The sequence below is a fragment of the Kribbella sp. NPDC004875 genome, assembly GCF_042873375.1.
In the GTDB taxonomy this organism is placed as follows: Bacteria; Actinomycetota; Actinomycetes; order Propionibacteriales; family Kribbellaceae; genus Kribbella.
Map to the genome: position 1 here is coordinate 123,944 of NZ_JBIALI010000009.1, position 21,859 is coordinate 145,802.

Sequence of the window (21,859 nt, forward strand, 5' to 3'; positions counted from 1 at the left end):
ATGGCCACCGACCTGGTGCCGGAGGTGGTGCAGCCGGCTGCGGACTCCCCGCGGCCGGCGCCCGCCCCGAAGCGTGCCCGCCGGGCGCGGAACCTGCCGCGGGACCTCATCCGCTACCGCTGGCTGTACCTGTTGCTGCTGCCCGGTCTGGCGTACTTCGTCGTGTTCAAGTACCTGCCGATGTACGGCCTGACGATCGCGTTCAAGGACTATGTACCGTTCCTCGGCTACTCGGGCAGTGAATGGGTCGGGCTGAAGCATTTCCAGGAACTGTTCAGCGGCCCGGACTTCGGGCGGCTGATGTTCAACACGCTGCTGCTCGCGGTGCTGACGATCGTCTTCGTCTTCCCGGCCCCGATCGTGGTCGCGCTGCTGCTGAACGAGCTCCGCGTCAACGTGCTCAAGCGGTCCGTGCAGTCGCTCGTCTACATTCCGCACTTCCTCTCGTGGACGATCGTCGCGTCGCTGACGTACCTGCTGTTCTCGGTGGACTTCGGCGTGATCGCGAACTGGATCCACGGCATCGTCGGCGGCCAGAAGACCGACTACGTGGCACAGGCCGGATGGTTCCGGCCGCTGATCGTGCTGCAGCTGCTGTGGAAGCAGACCGGCTGGGGCACGATCATCTACCTGGCCGCGCTGGCCGGCGTGGACTCGCAGCTGTACGAGGCGGCCCGGGTGGACGGCGCCGGCCGCTGGCGGCAGTTCTGGCACATCACGCTGCCGGCGATCCGGCCGACGATCGTGGTGATGGCGATCCTGACATCCGGGCACCTGATGGACTCCGGGTTCGAGCAGATCTGGCTGATGACCACGTCGCTGAACCGCGACGTCGCCGACGTGTTCGACACGTTCGTGTACTACATCGGCATCACCCAGGGCTCGTTCAGCTACGCGACCGCAGTCGGACTGTTCAAGGGCGTCATCGGCGTCGTACTGATCTTCGGCTCCAACCTGCTGGCCAAGCGGCTCGGCCAGCGCGGGCTGTTCTGAGGGGGACGAATCATGAAACAGAGAGTCAGGTACTACGACTCGGTCGGCAGCCGCGTGTTCGACGTACTGAACGTCGTCGTACTGTCGGCGCTCGCCCTGGTGACGGTGCTGCCGCTGCTGTACGTCCTCGCGGGATCGTTCGCGACCGAGTCCGAGATCAGCTCGCGGCCGTTCTTCCTGTGGCCGCACCGGTTCGTCACCGACACGTACCACTACATCTTCTCGACCGACACGTTCGTCCGGGCGCTGCTGACCACGATCGGGGTGACCGCAGTCGGAACCGTGATCCAGTTGCTGCTGACGCTGACCATGGCGTATCCGCTGGCGAAACGGTTCCTGCCGGGGCGGACGCTGGTGCTGAACCTGGTGATCTTCACGCTGGTGTTCAGCGGCGGCATGATCCCGACCTACCTCGTCGTACGGAACCTGGGGCTGCTGGACAGCTACTGGGCGCTGATCCTGCCGCTGGCGATCAACCCGTTCTACCTGATCGTCGTGAAGAGCTTCTTCCAGGAATTGCCGGAGGCGCTCGAGGAGGCGGCCCGGATCGACGGCTGCAACGAGCTGAACGTGTTCCTGCGGATCGTGCTGCCGTTGTCGAAGCCGATCATCGCGACGTTCTCGCTGTTCTACGCGGTCGGGATCTGGAACGACTACATGTCGCCGTTGCTCTACATCGACGACAACAAGTTGTGGACGTTGCAGATGATCGTCCGCCAGCTCACCGCGGCGAACGCGGACTCCGCGAACGTGCTGCAGCAACTGGAGACGGTGACGTTCCCGGAGCAGGGCCTGAAGTTCGCGGTCGTGGTGGTGGCGACGCTCCCGATCCTGTTCTTCTACCCGTTCCTGCAGAAACACTTCGCGAAGGGCGTGCTGATCGGATCGGTGAAGGAATGACGACGCTGCAATGGCTGGAAACTCCTTGTCGGCAGGGAGTTTCCTGGGGCGTTCCGTGGGCCCGTGGAACGGTTGCCGACGGCACCCGGTTCACGCTCGCCGACGGTACGCCGGTGCAGAGCTGGACGACCGCCACATGGCCGGACGGGTCCGTCAAGTGGTCCGCTCACGCCATCGGTCCGTCCGAGCAACCGGAGTCGTCGTACGAGCTGCTGCCTGGTGAACCGGCGGCGCCGAGTCAGCCGGTGCACGTCGAGCGCTCCGACGGCGAGGTGCGGGTGTCGACGGGTGCCGTCACGTGGGTACTCCGGCGGCCCGGGCTGATTGCCTCGATCGCTTATGACGGTCAGGAGGTGGTGCACGACGTGCGGCTGGTGAGTCTGCGGCAGAGCGTACCGACCGACGACCTGAGCGGGACGCGCGAGCAGACGACCGCCACCGTCGACAGCATCACCGTCGAGCAGGACGGGCCGGTGCGGGCTGTTGTGAAGCTCTCCGGCAAGCACGGCGACTGGTTGCCGTTCTCGGTGCGCCTCTACTTCTACGCGGGCGCAACCGACGTACGGGTCGTGCACAGCTTCGTCTGGGACGGGGATCCGGACCAGGACTTCCTGGCCGGTCTAGGGCTCAGTGCGGATGTAGTGATGCGCGACGAGCCGCACAACCGCCACATCCGGCTGGCAGGCCCGTCCGGCTTCCTGACCGAGGCAGTACGCGGTCTGACGGGTCTGCGTCGTGATCCGGGTGAGGAGGTACGGCGTACCCAGGTCGCGGGTCGCACCGTCGAAGCGATCCCCAACGCCGAGGTGGCCGACCGCCTGCACCTCATCCCGCAGTGGAACGACTACACCCTCGACCAGAGCAGCGCCGACGGCTTCACCCTACGTAAACGCACCGGGCCAGGACTGGGTTGGGTCACCATCCCGGCCGGCACCAGAGCACCCGGCTACGGGTACGTCGGCGGCGTCACCGGCGGACTGGGCTTCGGACTTCGCGACTTCTGGAAACTGCACCCGACTCGCCTCGACATCCGCAATGCCGCCACGGACCTCGCCACAGCGACAGTGTGGATGTGGTCGCCCAGCGCACCGGCGATGGACGTGCGCTACTGGCACGACGGCATGGACCAGGACACGTACGCCGAGCAGCTCGAAGGACTCGAGATCACCTACGAGGACTACGAGCCGGGCTTCGGCAACGCTCACGGCGTCGCACGCACCCATGAGCTCACCCTGCGCGTCCACAACGCCACACCGTCGGCAGAAGAGCTGTCCGAACACGTAGCGCTCCTCAACTCCCCCGGACTCCTCACAGCATCTCCAGCTCGTCTCCTCGAGGCAGGTGTGTTCGGCACGTGGAGTCTGCCCACCGCGGACCACCAGGACATCGAGGCCCGGCTCAACTTCCTCTTCCAGTACTACGTGGGTCAGCGCGAGCAACGCCGCTGGTACGGGTTCTGGGACTACGGCGACGTCATGCACACCTACGACCGCGACCGGCACACGTGGCGGTACGACGTGGGCGGGTACGCGTGGGACAACTCGGAGCTCTCGCCGGATTTGTGGCTCTGGTACCAGTATCTGCGGACCGGCCGCGCGGACGTGTTCCGATTCGCCGAGTCGATGACCCGGCACACCGGTGAGGTCGACGTACATCATCTGGGGCGCTGGAAGGGTCTGGGCTCGCGGCACAACGTGCAGCACTGGGGCTGTAGCTGCAAGCAGGTGCGAATCTCCAGTGCGATCTACCGGCGCTTCTACTACTACCTGACCGCCGACGAGCGGACCGGTGACCTGCTGGACGAGCTCGTGGCCATCGAAGAGGCGTTCCTCGCTGTCGACCCGCAACGCAAGGTGCGGCCGGACGTCTACTCCCCCGACCCGCATGCGTTGTCCATCGAGCTGGGCGTCGACTGGGGCGCGCTGGCCGCCGCGTGGCTCACACGGTGGGAGCGGCACGGTGACGAGCGCGCACGTGCCAGGCTCCTGGGAACGATGTCCGACATCGCCGCACTGCACTACGGCTTCCTCACTGGCAATGCGCGGCTGGACCTGACCACCGGCCGCCTCGACACCAGCCGACGGGGCATCGCGGTGTCCCACCTGTCCTCGCTCTTCGGTCTCCCCGAGATCTGCTCCGAACTCATCGACCTCGATCTCGACGTACCCGGGTTCGAGAAGGCCTGGCTGGACTACTGCCGGCTGTACCTGCTCTCCCCCGAGGAACAGACCGCAGAGGTCGGTCAGCCCCTCCAAGGCATCTCACTGGTCCAGGCGCACAGCCGACTGGCGGCGTACGCCGCTGCTCGCACGGGGAGCCCGGAGCTGGCCCGACTGGCCTGGCGCAAGTTCTTCCTCGACGAAGGCGACCAACTCAACCGCAATGCGATGCAGCGCGAGACGGAGTGGCGAACCACTCCCGTCGACGGCGCCCTGATGCCGGTCGACGAGGCCGCGTTCATCAGCACGAACAGCGCGGCGCAGTACGCGCTCGCAGCGATTCAGAACCTGTCCCTGATCCCCGAACACCGACATGACAGAGGTGGAACGGCATGGAGGTCTCCCGACGCACTGTCCTAGCAGGTATGGCCGCAGTACCTGCGGTGTCCCTGCTCGACAACATCCAGCCGGCCGCCGCGGCGGCAGCCCCGGACGTGAAGCTCAGCTGGCTCGAAGGCAAGCCGAGCACAGCAGCCGTCACGACCTGGGGTACGCCCTGGCCGAAGGGCGCCGTACCGGCGAACCAGTCCTTCGCGCTCAAGGCGGCCGACGGAACCGACGTACCACTGCAGAGCTGGCCGACCGCCTACTGGCCGGACGGCTCCCTCAAGTGGAGCGCGCACTCGACCGCGGTGGAGTCACCCGCCGAGTCCTACACACTCGGCCCCGGTACGGCGACCGCGCCCGCGCGGCCCGTCACGGTCCAGGACGAGAAGCTGTACGTCGACGTCGACACCGGCGTCATCAAGACCCGGATCCGCAAGAGTGGCACCGAGCTGATCAGCCACATCTGGCGGGGCGACGTGCTGATCGCGCACAAGGGTCAGCTGGTCAATCTGAAGCAGGACAAGATCGCGGACGACGAGGACGGCGGCGCGGTCCGCGAGCGGTACGACAGCGACATCACGAGCGTCACCGTGGAGCAGTCCGGTCCGGTGCGCGCCGTCGTACGGATCCAGGGGCGGCACAAGTCGCGGAAAGGCCTGACCTGGTTGCCGTTCTCGGTCCGGCTGTACTTCGTGGCCGGCGCGGAGAACGTGCGGATGGTGCACACGTTCGTCTACGACCGGGACGGTCAGAAGGACTACATCGCGGGACTCGGCGTGCGGTTCTCGGTACCGATGCGCGACGCGGCGTACGACCGGCACGTCCGGTTCGTCGGCGAGGGGCACGGCATGGTGTCCGAGGCGGTGAAGGGCATCACAGGTCTGCGACGTGACCCCGGTGCCACCGTCCGGGCCGCGCAGATCGCCGGGACCAAGCTGGCCGACCCGGCGACGTGGGACCAGCGGGTGACGACGCGACTCAAGTGGATCCCGGAGTGGGGCGACTACTCGCTGAGCCAACTGAATGCCGACGGGTTCACCGTGAAGAAGCGGACCACGAAGGGCCGCGGATGGATCTCCGTCGACCAAGGCAAACGCGCCTCCGGCCTCGGGTACGTCGGTGGCGTCAGCGGCGGATTCGCCTTCGGTCTCAGAGACTTCTGGCAACGGCATCCGACCCAGCTGGACATCCGCAACGCCGCGACCGACGACGCCGAAGTCACCGTGTGGCTGTGGTCGCCCGCGGCCGGTGCGATGGACACGCGGTTCTACCACGACGGCATGGGCGAGGACACCTACCCGGAACAGCTGGACGCGCTGGAGATCACGTACGAGGACTACGAGCCCGGATTCGGTACGCCGTACGGCATCGCCCGTACGTCGGAGCTCACGTTCTGGGCGCTGGCCGCTACGCCGACCGCCGCGCGGCTGGGCGACATGGCGGACCAGGTGCGCACTCCACCGCAACTGATCAACCCCGTGGACCATCTGGTGAGTACACGGGTGTTCGGTGGGCTGTTCACGCCGGTGGACCGATCGGTGCCGGCCAAGAAGCCCATCGAGGACCATCTGGACTTCTTGTTCGACTACTACCGCGGTCAGGTCGAGTCACGGCACTGGTACGGGTTCTGGGACTACGGCGACATCATGCACACGTTCGACGAGGACCGGCAGGTCTGGCGGTACGACGTCGGCGGGTACGCGTGGGACAACTCGGAGCTCTCCCCCGACCTGTGGCTCTGGTACGCGTTCCTGCGGTCCGGACGTGCCGACATCTTCCGGTTCGCCGAGGCGATGACGCGACACACCGGTGAGGTCGACGTCTATCACCTCGGCCAATGGGCCGGCCTGGGCACACGGCACGGCGTACAGCACTGGGCCGACAGCGCGAAACAGCAGCGCATCAGTACGGCGGCGTACCGGCGGTTCTACTACTTCCTGACGGCCGACGAGCGTACGGGCGACCTGCTGTCGGAGCTGGTCGATTCGGACAAGACGTTCCTGGTGCTGGACCCGATCCGGAAGATCAGGACCGAGCCGTACACACCGGACCCGCATGCGCTGTCCATCGGCCTCGGAACGGACTGGAGTGGTCTGGCGGCGGCCTGGCTGACCGAGTGGGAACGCCAGGGGCCGAAAGCGGCCATTGCGAAGGCAAAGCTGCTCGGGACCATGGAGACCATCGGAGCGATGCCGAACGGCTTCGTCACCGGCAGCGGGCTCTACGACCTCGACACCGGTCGTTTCGCTCCGGTGACCGAGAAGACGGTCAGCGTGTCGCACCTGAGCGCCATGTTCGGCGAGGTGGAGATCTGCGCCGAGCTGATCGACCTGGTGGACATGCCGGCGTTCGAGTCCGCCTGGCTGCAGTACTGCCGCCTGTTCAACGCCACCCGGGCCGAGCAGACAGCAGAGTGCGGCGCCTACTTCGGCAATCTCATCCTGCGCCAGGGCCATGCCCGACTGACGGCGTACGCCGCGGTGCGTCTCGACCGCGACGACCTGGCCGCCCGGGCCTGGAAGGAGTTCTACACCGGCGACGGCTACGCCCCGACCCTCCCGTGGAGCGCCGAAGACGTCACGACCACCCTCAACCCGACCAAGGCCGCGAAATGGGTCTCCACCAACACCACGGCCCTCTACGGCCTGGCCGCCATCCAGACCCTAGCCCTGGTCGGCAACCAGATCGTGAACCCGTGATCCCGATCACAACTTTTCGGGTGCCAGCTGCATCTGTCTGATATCTGCACTGGGGAGTGCGGGAGGGGGAACAGATGCTGACACGTCGTAGTGCGGCCGGCGCGCTGGTGGGCGCGCTGGTGGTACTCGTCGCTGGTTGCCAGGGATCCGACCCGGCAACCAGCGACGCGATCGGGACCACACCAACACCGGCACCAACACCGACGAGTTCGTCCACGACACCGCCGGCCGGCAAGCCACCTGGCAGTACGCCGGCGGACAGTATCGCCGGGCTGTCCGTGGGGAAGATCCTCGCCAGGACGCAGGCCGCCGCGAAGGCCGCGAGCAGCGTGCGGATGAAGGGCTCGCTGGCCGACGGCAGCGACCGCATCGTGCTCGACATCCGGCTCGGCAGGACGGGCGGCCAGGGCACGATGAGCATGAACGGGGCTCCGTTCTCGCTGATCGTTCTCGACCGGACGGCGTACCTGAAGCTCAGCGAGAAGTTCTGGCGCGCGCAGATCCCGTCGAAGGCCGACGCGGACGCCGTGATCTCGCGCGTCGGAGGCCGCTGGATCAGGACCTCGCTGAGCGACAAGGATCTCGGTGAGCTCGCCGCCTTCGCGAGCAAGCCGGCGTTCTTCGACACGCTCTTCGAGCCGACCGGTACACCGCGCAAGACCGCACCGCGGACCGTCGACGGCGTACCTGCGATCGGCCTGCGAGACACCGACGGCACGCTCTGGGTCGACGCCGCGACCGCGCGCCCGCTCCGGCTGGAGTCGGGCGGCGCCGACGCGCTGACCTTCAGCGAGTACAACCGGGCCGCAACGCCGAAGGCCCCGCCGGCCGACCAGGTGATCGACGGCAAGGCCCTCGGGATGTGACTGGAGCTCGGCCTGCGACGACTCAGCCGACCTCGGCCATGATCTCGTCGGAGACGTCGAAGTTCGCGTAGACGTTCTGCACGTCGTCGCTGTCCTCGAGGGCGTCGATCAGGCGGAAGATCTTGCCGGCACCGTCGGCGTCCAGCTCGACCGTCATCGACGGGACGAACTGGACGTCGGCGGAGTCGTAGTCGATGCCGGCGTCCTGCAGCGCCGTCCGGGCCGCGACCATGTCGGTGGCCTCGGTGACGATCTCCCAGGAGTCGCCCAGGTCGTTCACCTCGTCGGCGCCGGCCTCGAGCACGGCCTCCATCACGTCGTCCTCGGACAGCGACTTCCCGTCCTGGTCCTTCGCGACGACGATCACGCCCTTGCGGTTGAACAGGTAGGCGACCGAGTTCGGGTCGGCGAGCGAGCCGCCGTTCCGCGACATCGCCGTCCGCACATCGGCGGCAGCCCGGTTCCGGTTGTCGGTCAGGCACTCGACCAGCATCGCCACGCCGTTCGGGCCGTAGCCCTCGTACATGATCGTCTGGTACTCCGCACCGCCGGCCTCGGCCCCCGAACCACGCTTGACCGCGCGGTCGATGTTGTCGTTCGGGACCGACGACTTCTTCGCCTTCTGGATGGCGTCGTACAGCGTCGGGTTCCCGCCAGGGTCGCCACCGCCCATCCGGGCGGCCACCTCGATGTTCTTGATCAGCTTCGCGAAGAGCTTGCCGCGCTTCGCGTCGATGACGGCCTTCTTGTGCTTCGTGGTGGCCCACTTGGAGTGGCCTGACATGGCGAACCCAACCCTTCTACCTACTACAACGACTCAGCGACCCCGGACCAGATCGGCGAAGTACCCGTGCAGCCTCGCGTCCCCGGTCATCTCCGGATGGAACGACGTGGCGAGCAACCGATCGTGGCGGACCGCGACGATCCTACCCGTGGCGGGGCCAGAGCTCACCGTCGACAGTACCTCGACGTCCCTACCGACCCGCTCCACCCACGGTGCCCGGATGAACACGGCGTGGTACGGCGTGTCGAACGCGGCGAACTCCAGATCGGACTCGAACGAGTCCACCTGCCGCCCGAACGCGTTCCGGCGAACCGTCACGTCCAGCCCGCCGAGCGTCTCCTGGCCCGCGATCCCGCCGGTGATCTCGTCCGCGAGCATGATCATCCCGGCGCAGGTGCCGAACACCGGCATCCCGTCCGCGATCCGCTTCTGCAACGGCTCGAACAGCTCGAACGCGCGCGCCAGCTTGTCCATCGTGGACGACTCGCCCCCGGGCAGCACCATCGCGTCGACCTGCGCCAGCTCGGACGGACGGCGGACCGGCCGCGCCTCGACACCGACCTCGGTCAGCATCGCCAGGTGCTCACGCACGTTTCCCTGCAGCGCGAACACACCGATAACCTTCACAGCGTCACTCTCCGTTGCCAGTCGAGGGTTACCTCGATGCGGCCCTCGTCGAACACGGCGGGCAGGTCGTGACGGTGCAGGAGCTCCAGCACGTCGTCCAGCAGCGGGTCGCCGGGCGCGACGTTGGCGGTGTCGGGGTGCCAGAGCTTGAGCTCCAGCATCCCGAAGTCGACCGCGTGCCACACGTCGGTGTCGGTGAAGAACACCAGCCCCCGCGGATTCGCCGCGGCTTCCAGCCATTTCCGCGCGTCGTGGTGGTCCGACGTGTACCGGACCACCACCAGCCCCCGGGACTCCAGCTCCGCGAGTACCGCGTCCAGCCGGTCCGGATCCGTGGTCACGGGCCAGCCGGCGGCCTCGGCGTCGAGGTCCATCACCGCCTCACCGATCAGCAACGGGACCAGGGACGCCGCGTCCATCGACGGGGCGTCCTCCTGGACCGCTTCGGTCAACGCAGCGGTGATCGCTGCGTGGTCGGCGTACCCGGACCGCACCAGGACGCGGGCCAGGCCACGCAGTTCCCGGGCGGTCCGCTCGTCCACATGCATACCGACCAGCGTAGTCGAGCCGGCTACTTCACTCCTCCGGCGGTCGCGGAGACCTGCAGCTGACGCTGGAAGATGATGTAGACGACCAGCACCGGCGCGACGGTGATCACCACGGCCGCGAACAACGCGCCGAAGTCGACCGCGTAACCGGCCTGCGACGCGAACGACGCCATGCCCTGGGAGAGCACGTAGTTCTTCGAGTCGGTGTTCAGGGCGACGGGGAGCAGGAACTGGTTCCACAGGCCGAGGAAGTTGAAGATGGCCACCGACGCCATCCCCGGACGCGCCATCGGCAGCATCACCTGGAAGAACGTGCGCCATTCACCGGCGCCGTCGATCTGCGCCGCCTCGTACACCTCTCCCGGCAGCGCCTTGAAGAACGAGTGCAGGAAGAAGACCGTGAACGGCAGCGCGAACGCGACGTACGTGATGATCAGCCCTGGCAGGGTGTTCAGCAGCGAGAGGTTCTTCAGCACGAAGAACAGCGGCACGATCGCCAGGAACACCGGGAACGTCAGCCCGGCGAGCATCGAGTAGTAGATCAGCCGGTTGCCGGGGAACGTGAACCTGGCCAGCACGTACGCGCACATGGCGCCGAGGATCATCACCAGCACCAGCGCGCAGCCGACGACGACCACCGTGTTCAGGAAGTAGCGGCCGATACCGGCCGTCGTCCAGGCGTTGGCGTAGTTGCTGAAGCGCAGTTTGCTCGGCAGTGCCAGGGGGTTGCCCAGCACCTCCTGCGTGGACTTGAACGAGGACAGCAGCGTCCACAGCAGCGGCAGGATCACCAGCAGCGACCACAGGATCAGCGCGACATGGGCGGTCGCCGCGACCCCCTTGCCCTCCCGGGTTCCGCTGCCGTGCGCACGGGACGCCGGGACCAGTTCGGTCCGGTCGGCGGTGGTTGTCATCGGCGTACCTTTCGCTCACGTCCGCCGGTCAGGCTGTTGACCAGAAAGACTACGAACGCGAACAACATCGTCACGGCGGCCAGGATCACGCCCATCGCGGTCGAGTACCCGAACTGACCCTTGGTGAAGGCCGTGGTGAACAGTTGCTGGGGCATGACGAGGGTCGAGTTCTGCGGACCACCGCCTGGGTTCAGCGCCTGCATGTAGACGAACGCGTCCAGCGCGGCGATCCCCAGATAGATGTACGCCGTCTGCACGTTGTCCCGGATCAGCGGCAGGGTGATCCCGACCGCGGTCCGGAACCGGCCGGCACCGTCGATCCGCGCGGCCTCGAACACCTCGGGGTCGATACCGCGGATGGCCGCGATGAACAGCACCATGTAGAAGCCGACGAAGCCCCAGATCATCACGAACATCGAGGCCGGCATCGCGGTCCGGGCGTCACCGAGCCACGCGTAGTTCTCGAACTGGTGCAGCCCGATCTTCGACAGTACGGCGTCCAGGATGCCCGACGCCGGCGTGAAGACCTGGGCCCAGATCAGGCCGATCACGATCGCCGGGATCACGTACGGGAAGAACGAGACGATCCGGTAGAAGCCCGAGTTGCGCAGGCCGCGGACGGTCCCGGTGCCCGAGCCGCCGATCGTCACCAGCGTGGCCAGCGTCAGCGCCAGCACGATGGTCACCAACGGCACCACGATCGCGAGCTCGATGTTGTTGCGGACGGCCTTCAGGAAGATGTCGTCGTGGAACAGCTTCACGTAGTTGTCGAAGCCGATGAAGTGCATGCCCGAGCTGAACCCGGACCAGTCGGTCAGCGAGTAGTACAGCGCCTGCACGAACGGGGAGACCACGAAGATGACGAAGATCGCCAGCGGCAGGCCGAGGAACACCACCATGAAGCTGACTCGGTCGAAGGTCAGCGGCCGGCGCCGCCGGGTGTCGGACCGCTTCGGTCCGGCACCCGGGGCGACATCTTGCGACACGGTCACTTCGTGACCGGGATCTTCTTGACGGAGCTGTCGTTGCGCACCTTGTCGGTGATCTGCTGCAGGCCCTTCGTCAGGCCGGCCGCGTCCAGCTGGCCGGACAGGAACGAGTTCCAGACCACCAGCTGGTCGGGGTTCGTGCCGTACAGGTTGACGAACTGGTAGTCGAAGACGTTGGTGCCGGCGGCGTCCAGCATCTGGGTCTGCGACTGCAGCGCGGTCGAACCGAAGCCGTCGGCGGGCACCAGACCCTTGACGATCGTCGGCGCCAGCCGGGTCTTGGCGAAGTTGGTCGCCGCGTCCTTGGACAGCATGGCCCGCAGGACTTCCTTGCCTCCGGCCACGTTCTTGCCCTTGGACGGGACGATGAACGGCTCACCGGCCGCGCTGCGCAGCGTCTCGTACGGCAGCTTGGAGTTGGCGGTCAGCGTCGGCTCCGGGATGCCCTTCATCTCGAAGCCGGCCTTGGTGGCCTTCTTCATCTCGTTCTCGATCCAGGAACCCGACGGGTACAGGATCGCGAGCTGGTCGTTGCTCCACTTCGCCTGCGCGGCGGTGAACTGGGTGCCGGCGCCACCGGGGACGAAGTACCCGTTCTTGACCATCGTCTCCATGGCCTTGAAGACGCCCTGGATCTGCGGCTTCGACCAGCAGTCGCCCTCGAGGTTGCCGAGCGACAGCCGGACGTCGTCGCCACCTTCCTTGATCGCCGAGTCGACGGCCAGGGTCTGGTAGTACGTCGCGGCTTCCTTGCCCCAGACGAACAGGTACTTGCCCTTGGCCTTGGCCTTGGCGCCGAGGTCGAGCAGCTCGTCGTACGTCTTCGGCGGGGTCCAGCCGTTGGCCTTGAACAGGCTGTCGGAGTACCACAGGCCGTACAGGGTGAGCACGTAGTTGATCGCGACGAACTTGTCGCCGAAGGTGCCCGGCTCCTTGACGCCCGCGTACAGCGTGTCGGAGATCTTCTTGCCCTCGTAGTTGTTGGCCTCGAAGACGTCGTCCAGCGTCTCCAGCTGGTCCAGGATCGTGTTGAAGCCGATCTGGTTCGCGCCGGAGTTGTCGATCAGGTCCGGCGGGTTTCCGCCGACGAAGCGCGGCTGCAGCTGCTGGGCGATCTGCGTGGACGGCGAAACCTTGACCGTCGAGCCCGACTGCTTCTGCTGCACGATGTTGGCCGCGAAGGTGACGTAGTCGTAGCCGTACCCACCGTTGAAGATCACGGCGTCGACGGTCGACTTGTCCGCCATACCGAACGGGTTGTCCGAGCTCTTCGTCCCGCTCTGCTGGGAGTTGTCGTTGCCGCCACTGGTCGCGCAGCTGGCCAGTGCACCGCTGAGGGGAAGCACCGCGGCCGCCGCCAGGCTCCCCCGCAGGAGACTCCGACGTCCGATCTTGCTGGTCTCGCTCATCTGGTCCTGCCTCTTTCCCTTAGATTCCCGACGGTGCTGATGACACCTACCCCTTGTGGTGAGCGTCCCCCGGTCCGCAGCCGGCCGGCCCTCGTCGCGGCTGTTTGCTCACCTTTCAGCGCACGATATTGCACGATATTGGCAGTAAAGCGCACTTCAGCGCATTGCTGCGCTCTGAGATGATTACGCATTGTCTTTGCCAAAGTCGTGCGCCGTCAAGCCTTGGGACGGCGAGTCCCGGGACCCGGCGATCATCGGCGAACCAGCCCGAACGACGTCTGCGCAGCACGCCCCCACGGTCGCCGTCCTGCCCCAGCACCGCGACAGACGCGCCGAATCCGATCCCAATTCGTGACCTCGGAGTGACCTGCGCGAGAGGCTCGGTTCAGCGGCGCGGTTTCACGCGCATGGTCGGAACGGCGGTCAGCGGATCCTCCGGCCACGGATGGCGGGGATAGCGGGCTCGCAACTCGGCGCGGACCTGTGGATAGCCCTGCTTCCAGAACGAGGCGAGATCACTCGTGATCGCGACCGGCCGCCGTGCGGGCGACAGCAGGTGCAGAACAACCGGGACGCGGCCGTCCGCGACGGTCGGAGTGGCGGTCCAGCCGAAGACCTCCTGGAGCTTCACCGCGAGGAGCGGCGGCTCCGCACCGTCGTACGTGAGCCGAACCTCGGAGCCTGAGGGGACTTCGAGGCGTTCCGGTGCCAGTTCGTCGAACCGGGTTGCCGCGGGCCACGGCAGTAGTCGCCGGAGCGCCGAAGTCACGTCGATACGGGCCAGATCGCCCGCGCCGCTTACCGAGGCGAGCTCAGTACCCAGCCAGTCGTCGAGATCGGCCAGGAGGGTGTCGTCGTCGACCGCGGGCCACGGGGCTCCGAGGTGGGCGTGGCAGAAGGCGAGCCGCTCGCGTAAGGCGAGTGCGCTTTCGGACCAACGCAGTACGGACAGGCCGCTCTGCCGGATGCCGTCGCGGACGGCGGCCTGGACGAGCAATCGGTCGGGCTTCGCCAGCGGTACGTCGTTGAGCACGATCGCGCCGAGTGCCTCGACGCGACGGGTCACGATGCGGCCGTCGTCCCAGCGGATCTGGTCGCTGGTCGAGACGAGGTCGCCGGCGATGTCGCGCGCGGTCTGCTCGTCGATCGGCGCCGCGGAACGGATCCTGGCGTCGGCCCGACCGGGTGCGCGGTCGGCAACCGCGATCGCCAGCCAGGTGGTGGAACGCAACGGTGACTGCGGATCCAGCGCAGCGCCCGTACCGCCGGACATCTGGTACGTCGCCGAGTCCGCCCCACGCACCCGCGCAATCCGATCCGGGTAAGCCAGCCCCACCACAATCCCGGCCGCAAGATCATCGGGTACTGCGCGCCGCCCGCCGTCCCCACCCGACGACTCGCCACGTCCGACGCGCTTCGTTTCCTCGCGCGGCCACCCGCCCGACCGATCGCCCCGGTCGAGGCGCTTGGTCTCTTCTCGCCAGCGGGTGGTGGCGGCGCGGTCCGTGCCGCGGCGGAGGGCTCGCCAGCGGGCCGGTAGATCGTCGCCGAAGTCGCGGCCGGAGTCCTCGGAGAGCATCGCGACAACCTCGCGTGCCCGCTCGGCCCCGACCCTCGGCGTCCCGTCCAGCAACGCGCGAGCCAAGCGCGGATGCACCCCGATCGCCGCCATCCGCCGACCCCGCTCGGTGATCCGCCCACGGTCGTCGACGGCTGCGAGCCGGCGCAGCAAGTCGGTGGCCGCAGTCATCGCCACCACCGGCGGCGCGTCCAGCAAGGTCAGACCCTCACCACCTGGCGCACCCCACGCCGCGAGATCGAGAGCGAAGGCCGCCAGATCGGCGATCGCGATCTCCGGCGCCGGATGATCATCGAGATGCGTGTGATCGACGGCGGACCAGCACCGATAGACCCGGCCGGGCGCCTCCCGCCCCGCGCGACCCGCCCGCTGATCCGCCGACGACTTCGACACCCGGCACGTGACCAACGCACCAAGCCCACGAGACTGATCGGTCCGCGGCTCCCGGGACAGACCGGAATCGACCACGGCCCGGACCCCCGGCACCGTCAGCGAACTCTCCGCGACCGACGTTGTCACCACGATCCGGCGAGTGGCCGACGGCGCCAGCGCGCGATCCTGTTCCGCCCGCGACTGACGACCGTACAAAGGCAGGACGTTCTGACCGGCCAACCGCCGGGTCACACCGTTGATCTCGGCCTCCCCCGGCACGAACACGAGGATGTCGCCGTCGTTCTCAGCCAAGGCCCGCTCAACGACGGCCGCCACGTGATCCAGCAGGCGCGGGTCAACCCGCCCGCCAGGAAGCAGCGGCACCGGAACCGGCGGTGGAGCCCACTCGACCGCCACGTCGTACAGGGCCGCGGACGCGGTGATCACCGGCGCCGGAACCTCGCTGCCCAATGCGCGACCGAGCCTGGCCGTATCCGCCGTCGCCGAAGTCGCGACGATCGCCAGGTCTTCCCGAAGATTCGTCCGGATGTCGACGCACAGCGCGAGCAACAGATCCGCATCGAGGTGCCGCTCGTGGCATTCGTCGATCACGATCGCCGCGACACCTGGCAATTCGGGGTCCTGCTGCAGTCGCCGTACCAGGAGACCGGTCGTGACCACCTCGACCCGGAGTGCCCGACCGCCGCTGCGTTCACCACGCATCGCGTAGCCGATCCGCTGCCCGAGCGGTTCGCCGACCAGCGTCGCCAGCCGGGACGCGGCTGCGCGCGTTGCCATCCGGCGCGGCTCGGCAACGACGATCGTGCCGTCGAGCGCATCGCCCAACGCGAGCGGGAGCAGCGAGGTCTTCCCCGAGCCAGGCGGTGCGACCAAGACCGCGGTACCGCGTGAATGCACCGCGTCGACCGTTGCGGGCAGGACCTCCCGGACAGGCAGGCCCGCCCCCGGCACGGACGACTCAGGCAGCAACACGCCCCGACGCTAACCGACCCGGACCACCAAGTCGGTGGCCCGGGTCGGCGTGTGGAGTCTTACCAGCCGCGCTCGGCGAGTCGGTGCGGCTGCGGGATCTCGTCGACGTTGATGCCGACCATCGCCTCGCCCAGGCCGCGGGAGACCTTGGCGATCACGTCGGGGTCGTCGTGGAAGGTGGTGGCCTTGACGATCGCCTCGGCGCGCTGCGCCGGGTTGCCGGACTTGAAGATGCCCGAGCCGACGAACACGCCCTCGGCGCCGAGCTGCATCATCATCGCGGCGTCGGCCGGGGTGGCGATCCCGCCGGCGGTGAACAGCACCACCGGCAGCTTGCCGGCCTGTGCGACCTCCTTCACCAGCTCGTACGGCGCCTGCAGTTCCTTCGCGGCGACGTACAGCTCGTCCTCGGGCAGGCTCTGCAGCTTGCGGAGCTCCTGGCGGATCTGGCGCATGTGGGTGGTGGCGTTCGAGACGTCACCGGTGCCGGCCTCGCCCTTGGAGCGGATCATCGCCGCGCCCTCGGTGATCCGCCGGAGCGCCTCGCCGAGGTTGGTCGCGCCGCAGACGAACGGCACGGTGAACTGCCACTTGTCGATGTGGTTCGCGTAGTCGGCCGGGGTGAGCACCTCGGACTCGTCGATGTAGTCCACCCCGAGGCTCTGCAGCACCTGCGCCTCGACGAAGTGACCGATCCGGGCCTTGGCCATCACCGGGATCGAGACCGCGTTGATGATGCTGTCGATCATGTCCGGGTCGCTCATCCGGGAGACGCCGCCCTGGGCGCGGATGTCGGCCGGGACCCGCTCCAGCGCCATCACCGCGACCGCACCGGCGTCCTCGGCGATCTTGGCCTGCTCGGCGGTGACGACGTCCATGATCACGCCGCCCTTGAGCATCTCCGCCATGCCGCGCTTCACCTTGGCGGTGCCGGTCTCCGGCGCGGGCTGCGGGGTCTGGTTCTCGGTCACTGCACTCCTCCTGGTGGTGGGACTCGTTCACCAGATTAGGAGCCGATGGACCCTGGCAATCAGTCCACTCCGGATCAAGTGGACTGAGTCAATGCGTCCCCCAGCCGGCCGACCACCAGCCGGAGCGTGGCCGGCGGTGCGGTGAACGGAATCCGGATGTGCCGCCGGTCGCTGCCCTCCGGTGTGAACAGGTCGCCGGCACCGAGCAGCAGGCCCTGTTCCCGGGCCGCTTCCAGGACGCGCCGCGCTCTGGTCTCGGTCAGCTCGAGCCAGAGCGTCATACCGCCCGTCGGCGTGGCCCATGCCACACCGTTGAGCGACTTCAGTCCGGCCTCCAGAGCCGCCAGGTTGGCACGCAGCCGGGTACGCCGTCTGCTGATCACCTTGTCGAGCTTCGGGACGATCGCCCGCGCCAGCAGGTCGTCCAGCGCACTCGGTGAGGCCACGCTGAGCTGTGCGGCCGTGTTGATGCGTCTGCGGAGCTGCTTGCCGGTGCGGACCCATCCGACGCGCAGACCGCCCCAGACTGTCTTGGAGAGCGAGCCGACGCTCACCGTGCGCGGGTAGCGACTCAGTGGTTCGGCCTGGTCCCCACTGGCCAGCCAAAGCGGTCGCATCGTTTCGTCGCTGATCAGCGCAGCGCCGTACCGGCGGGCGATCTCGACTACGGCCTGGCGTCGATCGGCCGGGATGCTCAGGCCGGTCGGGTTGTGGTTGTCGGCCTGGAGGTAGATGACCTTCGGGCGGTGTCGCCGGCAGAGGTGTGCGAGCTGGTCGGTGTCCCAGACGCCGGCAGGCCAGCCTGCGACGTCCAGGCGGTGCTTCCGCAGCAGATCGAAGGCAGCCGGGTACGTCGGGGTCTCGGTGATCGCTACGCCCGGACCGACGTCCAGACCGGCTAGCGCGGCGTTCAGACCGGCCGCTGCGCCGACTGTGAGGGTCAACTGGTCCGGCTCGGTCGGCACGCCCTCTTTGGTGAGCCGCTCCGCCAGCGCTGCCCTGAGCTCTGCTGAGCCGCCAGGTGGTGGGCCATCGCCGCCCATTGCTTGCGGCAGCCCGTCCTGCACGATCTGCGCCGCCGCCTCGGCCACGTCGTGTGGCGCAGCGGTCGTCGCGAACCGGAGGTCCAGCACCGGCTGGTCCCCCGCAGTCACCGTGGACGCGGGCGCGACTGGGTCCAGCAACCGGTCGAGCGGCCGCACGACCGTCCCAGAGCCCCGCTTGGTCTCCAGTACGCCGTCCCGCCGCAGGTTCTCCAACGCGCGGACGACGGTCACGCGACTCACCCCGAGCCGTTCCGCGAGCACCCGCTCCGACGGCAACCGCGAGCCGATCGAGAGGTCACCCCGCTCGATCCGCCGCAGTACCAGCCCCTCGACCTGCTCGGTCTTCGTCCCGTCCGCCGAGTCCAGATCCCCCACCCGCCACATAAGTCCAGCTTCCCACAACTGGCCTCATCATTCGCCCAGTGTCGGTGGCGGATGTGAGGATCTCGACATGGACGAGCGGTGGGCGATCGCCCCGGAGGACGGCGGTGGGGCGACCCTTGTCGCGCTGCATCCGGACGGGCAGCCGGCCGGCGAGATTCGGCACGAGCCCGATCTGGTCACCGCCGTCGCCTCCCGGCCGCAGGTCACCCGCTGGGTCTGGCGCTCGTCCGCGGAGATCTACCCGCGGCTGCTCACCGCCGGCGTCCGCGTCGAGCGCTGCTACGACATCGAGAACACCGAGGGCCTCCTGCTCGGCCACGAAGGCAGGCTCGGCGAGCCACGGTCCGCGGCCGCGGCGTGGGCCCGGCTGAGCGGGGCCCCGGTCCCGCCCGATCCGCCGTTGCGCGCCGTCGTACCGGGTGAGCAGTCGTCGCTGTTCGACATCCCGGCGGAGCCGATCCCGTTCCAGGCCCTCCTGCGGGTGTACGCCGACCAGCTCCGCCGGCATGGCCTCGCGGAGTACCCGGAGCGCATGCGGTTGCTCACGGCATCGGAATCCTCGGCGATGCTGATCGCGGCCGAGATGGACCGCGCAGGACTCCCGTGGAGCGCGGACGCGCATCGTGAGCTGCTGAGCGAGCTGCTCGGCGAACGGTTCGGCGGGACCGGTGAGCCGCGGCGGTTGACTGAGCTCGCCGACGAGATCTCCGCGGCGTTCGGGCACCGGGTCCGGCCCGAGCTGCCGGCCGATGTACTGAAGGCGTTCAAGCAGGCCGGGTACCAGGTGAAGACGACGCGGCGGTGGGAGCTCGAGCACATCGACCATCCGGCGGTGCCGCCGCTGATCGAGTACAAGAAGCTCTACCGGATCTACACGGCGAACGGCTGGAGCTGGTTGCACGACTGGGTGCACGACGGGCGCTTCCGTCCCGGGTTCGTGCCGGGTGGGACGGTGTCGGGGCGGTGGATCACCAACGGTGGTGGGGGTCTGCAGATCCCGAAGGTGATCCGGCGCGCGGTGGTCGCCGATCCGGGCTGGCGGTTGGTGGTTGCCGACGCGTCACAGCTCGAGCCGCGGATCCTCGCCGCGATCTCGCGTGATCCCGCGCTGATGGAGGTCGCGAGCGACGCCGGCGATCTGTACAAGGCGGTGTCGGACCGCGCGTTCTCCGGTGACCGCGCGCAGGCGAAGATCGCCGTACTCGGGGCGATCTACGGGCAGACGTCGGGCGACGGGTTGAAGAATCTCGCGATGCTGCGCAAACGATTCCCGCGAGCGGTCGCGTACGTCGACGACGCCGCGCGCCTCGGCGAAGAGGGCCGGCTCGTCCGCACGTACCTCGGCCGCACGTGTCCGCCGGCCGGTCACGCGCTCGATGCGGCGCTCCTCGAGGGACCGCCCGCGGACGTGCCCGAGACGGACCCGCGGCATGCCCGCGCCCGTGGACGCTTCACGCGCAACTTCGTCGTACAGGGGTCGGCCGCCGACTGGGCGTTGCTGATGCTCGCCGCCTTGCGTCAGGCGCTCACGCCGCTCAAGGCCGAGCTCGTGTTCTTCCAGCACGACGAGGTCATCGTGCACTGCCCCGCCGACGAGGCCGCCACGGTCACCGAGGCCATCCAGTCCGCGAGCGACCGGGCCGGCACGCTCACCTTCGGTCCGACCCCCACGAACTTCGCCTTCACCACGGCGACCGTGCAGACGTACGCCGACGCCAAGTAGCCCTCGATGGAGGTAGGCGTCAGAGCGTTTCCGGGAGGTTGTAGTGCTGGGGGTCGGGGGTTTCGAAGGCGGTGATTTCGGCTATGCGGCCGGACTCGATGCGGAAGATGTCGAGGGCGAAGAGGTGGTAAGTGGTGGCGGCGTGGGGTTTGAGGTAGGCGGCCAGGGTCGGTTGGCGGTTGGTGGTGGTGGGGAGGAAGCGCCAGTGGCCGCGGTACGTCGGGGTCAGGTTGGGGGTCAGCGATCGGACGGCGTCGGTGCGGCCTTCGAACCAGAAGGGGTACGGCGGCATCGTGATGCGGATGTCCTCGTGCATCAGCGCGGCCAAGGCGGACGGGTCGGCCGCTTCCCACGCGGTCATGTAGCGCTGCAGTAGGTTGCGTTCGTCCTCGGAGGTGTCGTGCGCCGACCACTCCGTGCGGTGCGCGGGGAGATGCTCGCGGAGGACCGGGCGGGCGCGTTGGAGCGCCGAGTTGACGGCTGCTACGGACAAGTCGACAGCAGCGGCGGTTTCGCGCGCGGACCAGCCCAGGACGTCACGGAAGATCAGCACCGCGCGCTGCCGCGCCGGCAAGTGCTGGATGGCGATCAGGAACGCGAGTTCGATCGTCTCCCGCCGGATCGCCACCGCGTCCGGCTCCTCGGCACGATCCAGCAGTACGTCGGGAAACGGCTGCAGCCACGGCACGTCCTCCCGGGCCGGCAACGCGGTCGCCGGAAACGACGCGGGCTCCAACTGGTACGGCAGCACCCGCCGAGGCCGCCGTACGTCGATGCACGCGTTGGTCGCGATCCGGTACAGCCAGGCCCGCACCGACGACCGCCCCTCGAAATCTTCCAGCCCGCGCCACGCCCGCAGGAACGTCTCCTGGACCAGGTCCTCCGCCTCGTCGTACGACCCGAGCATCCGGTAGCAGTGCACCCGCAACTCGTGCCGGTACCGCTCGACGTCCGCCTCGAAGTTACTCACTCAACTACCGTCCTCGAGTTCGATGGTGGTCGGCAGGGGGGCTCGGCCGGCGAGCCGGAACCAGCGCACGAGGCGGCGCTGCCGCAGGTCCCGGGTCGAGACGACGACATCATTGTGGAAGCGCCGGGCGAGTTGCACACGGCGCATCGCGAGGTTCAGTTCGCCCGCCCACGGCTCGACATCGGTGCCGGTGGCATGGACCGCACGGGTGAGCGCGGACTCTGCCTGCTCGCGATTCTCCATCGGCTCCGGCGAAGCGGCCCGGGCCCGGTGCGCGGCGTCGAGCAGCAACAGCGACGACGCCGGATCGAGGACGCCGGCGCCGGCCAGCTCGGCGACCAGTGCCGAGCGCTGGGCCAGTTCCTTCTCCAGCGAGGCCCGGGCCAGGTCGACCCGGGTGTGCAGCCGATCGATCCGTCCGGCCGTCCAGCTCGCGTAGGCGCCGAACAGCAGCAGCACGACGCCGACCGCGAGCAGCCCCCAGGAGATCTCCACGCCCCCATTCGATCACCCCTTACGGAGCGCTGACGGTCCAGCCGGATCGAG

At 68.1% G+C, this 21,859-nt stretch carries 17 protein-coding genes; 6 read left to right on the forward strand and 11 right to left on the reverse strand.

From position 1 onward, the window contains the following. The 5 genes from ACFYRH_RS38510 (at nt 1) to ACFYRH_RS38530 (ending at nt 8,004) form a co-directional block, all read left to right on the forward strand. Nucleotides 1-993 (forward strand): ABC transporter permease, encoded by a 993-nt coding sequence (locus ACFYRH_RS38510; RefSeq protein ID WP_387785351.1) that lies wholly within the window; start codon nt 1-3, stop codon nt 991-993. A 12-nt stretch (nt 994-1,005) separates the two neighbouring features. Further along, complete coding sequence (locus tag ACFYRH_RS38515; RefSeq protein WP_387785354.1) at nt 1,006-1,893, forward strand: carbohydrate ABC transporter permease; 888 nt, start codon at nt 1,006-1,008, stop codon at nt 1,891-1,893. Further along, a complete protein-coding gene (locus ACFYRH_RS38520) occupies nt 1,890-4,472 on the forward strand; it encodes a Tat pathway signal sequence domain protein (RefSeq protein WP_387785357.1) in 2,583 nt (860 codons plus the stop codon). The genes ACFYRH_RS38515 and ACFYRH_RS38520 overlap by 4 nt, the downstream gene beginning before the upstream one ends. 5 nt (nt 4,473-4,477) lie before the next feature. Continuing rightward, complete coding sequence (locus ACFYRH_RS38525; protein ID WP_387785359.1) at nt 4,478-7,138, forward strand: Tat pathway signal sequence domain protein; 2,661 nt, start codon at nt 4,478-4,480, stop codon at nt 7,136-7,138. 74 nt (nt 7,139-7,212) lie between these two features. Then, the gene (locus ACFYRH_RS38530) at nt 7,213-8,004 is read left to right on the forward strand and encodes a hypothetical protein (RefSeq protein WP_387785361.1); all 792 of its coding nucleotides are present in this window, start codon (nt 7,213-7,215) and stop codon (nt 8,002-8,004) included. A gap of 22 nt (nt 8,005-8,026) precedes the next feature. Here the strand turns inward: ACFYRH_RS38530 and ACFYRH_RS38535 are convergent, their stop codons facing one another. From ACFYRH_RS38535 to ACFYRH_RS38575, 9 genes are all read right to left on the reverse strand, one after another. Continuing rightward, nucleotides 8,027-8,788 (reverse strand): YebC/PmpR family DNA-binding transcriptional regulator, encoded by a 762-nt coding sequence (locus ACFYRH_RS38535; RefSeq protein WP_387785364.1) that lies wholly within the window; start codon nt 8,786-8,788, stop codon nt 8,027-8,029. A gap of 33 nt (nt 8,789-8,821) precedes the next feature. Continuing rightward, entirely contained in the window at nt 8,822-9,415 is a 594-nt protein-coding gene (gene pdxT, locus ACFYRH_RS38540) for a pyridoxal 5'-phosphate synthase glutaminase subunit PdxT (RefSeq protein WP_387785366.1), read from the reverse strand. Further along, on the reverse strand, nt 9,412-9,963 hold the full coding sequence (locus tag ACFYRH_RS38545) for a DUF6891 domain-containing protein (RefSeq protein WP_387785368.1): 552 nt from the start codon (nt 9,961-9,963) through the stop codon (nt 9,412-9,414). The genes pdxT and ACFYRH_RS38545 overlap by 4 nt, the downstream gene beginning before the upstream one ends. A 23-nt stretch (nt 9,964-9,986) precedes the next feature. Next, on the reverse strand, nt 9,987-10,877 hold the full coding sequence (locus ACFYRH_RS38550; RefSeq protein WP_387785371.1) for a carbohydrate ABC transporter permease: 891 nt from the start codon (nt 10,875-10,877) through the stop codon (nt 9,987-9,989). Continuing rightward, nucleotides 10,874-11,863: a carbohydrate ABC transporter permease gene (locus ACFYRH_RS38555; RefSeq protein WP_387785372.1), complete on the reverse strand. Its 990-nt coding sequence runs from the start codon at nt 11,861-11,863 to the stop codon at nt 10,874-10,876. The genes ACFYRH_RS38550 and ACFYRH_RS38555 overlap by 4 nt, the downstream gene beginning before the upstream one ends. A 2-nt stretch (nt 11,864-11,865) precedes the next feature. Further along, a complete protein-coding gene (gene ngcE / locus ACFYRH_RS38560; protein WP_387785375.1) occupies nt 11,866-13,275 on the reverse strand; it encodes an N-acetylglucosamine/diacetylchitobiose ABC transporter substrate-binding protein in 1,410 nt (469 codons plus the stop codon). A gap of 385 nt (nt 13,276-13,660) precedes the next feature. After that, nucleotides 13,661-16,219: an ATP-dependent helicase HrpB gene (gene hrpB / locus ACFYRH_RS38565; RefSeq protein ID WP_387785377.1), complete on the reverse strand. Its 2,559-nt coding sequence runs from the start codon at nt 16,217-16,219 to the stop codon at nt 13,661-13,663. A 59-nt stretch (nt 16,220-16,278) separates the two neighbouring features. Further along, complete coding sequence (pdxS, locus tag ACFYRH_RS38570; RefSeq protein WP_387785380.1) at nt 16,279-17,190, reverse strand: pyridoxal 5'-phosphate synthase lyase subunit PdxS; 912 nt, start codon at nt 17,188-17,190, stop codon at nt 16,279-16,281. A gap of 74 nt (nt 17,191-17,264) precedes the next feature. Next, nucleotides 17,265-18,620 carry a PLP-dependent aminotransferase family protein gene (locus ACFYRH_RS38575; RefSeq protein ID WP_387785382.1) on the reverse strand — a complete coding sequence of 452 codons (1,356 nt, stop codon included), beginning with the start codon at nt 18,618-18,620 and terminating at the stop codon, nt 17,265-17,267. Nucleotides 18,621-18,687: 67 nt separating this feature from the next. On the opposite strand from ACFYRH_RS38575, the gene ACFYRH_RS38580 reads away from it, so the two are divergent. Next, the gene (locus tag ACFYRH_RS38580) at nt 18,688-20,343 is read left to right on the forward strand and encodes a bifunctional 3'-5' exonuclease/DNA polymerase (RefSeq protein ID WP_387785384.1); all 1,656 of its coding nucleotides are present in this window, start codon (nt 18,688-18,690) and stop codon (nt 20,341-20,343) included. A gap of 19 nt (nt 20,344-20,362) precedes the next feature. On the opposite strand, the gene ACFYRH_RS38585 is transcribed toward ACFYRH_RS38580, so the two are convergent. Beyond that, nucleotides 20,363-21,313 (reverse strand): RNA polymerase subunit sigma-70, encoded by a 951-nt coding sequence (locus ACFYRH_RS38585; protein WP_387785385.1) that lies wholly within the window; start codon nt 21,311-21,313, stop codon nt 20,363-20,365. Then, entirely contained in the window at nt 21,314-21,808 is a 495-nt protein-coding gene (locus tag ACFYRH_RS38590; RefSeq protein ID WP_387785388.1) for a hypothetical protein, read from the reverse strand. Between the last annotated feature and the right edge of the window lie 51 nt (nt 21,809-21,859).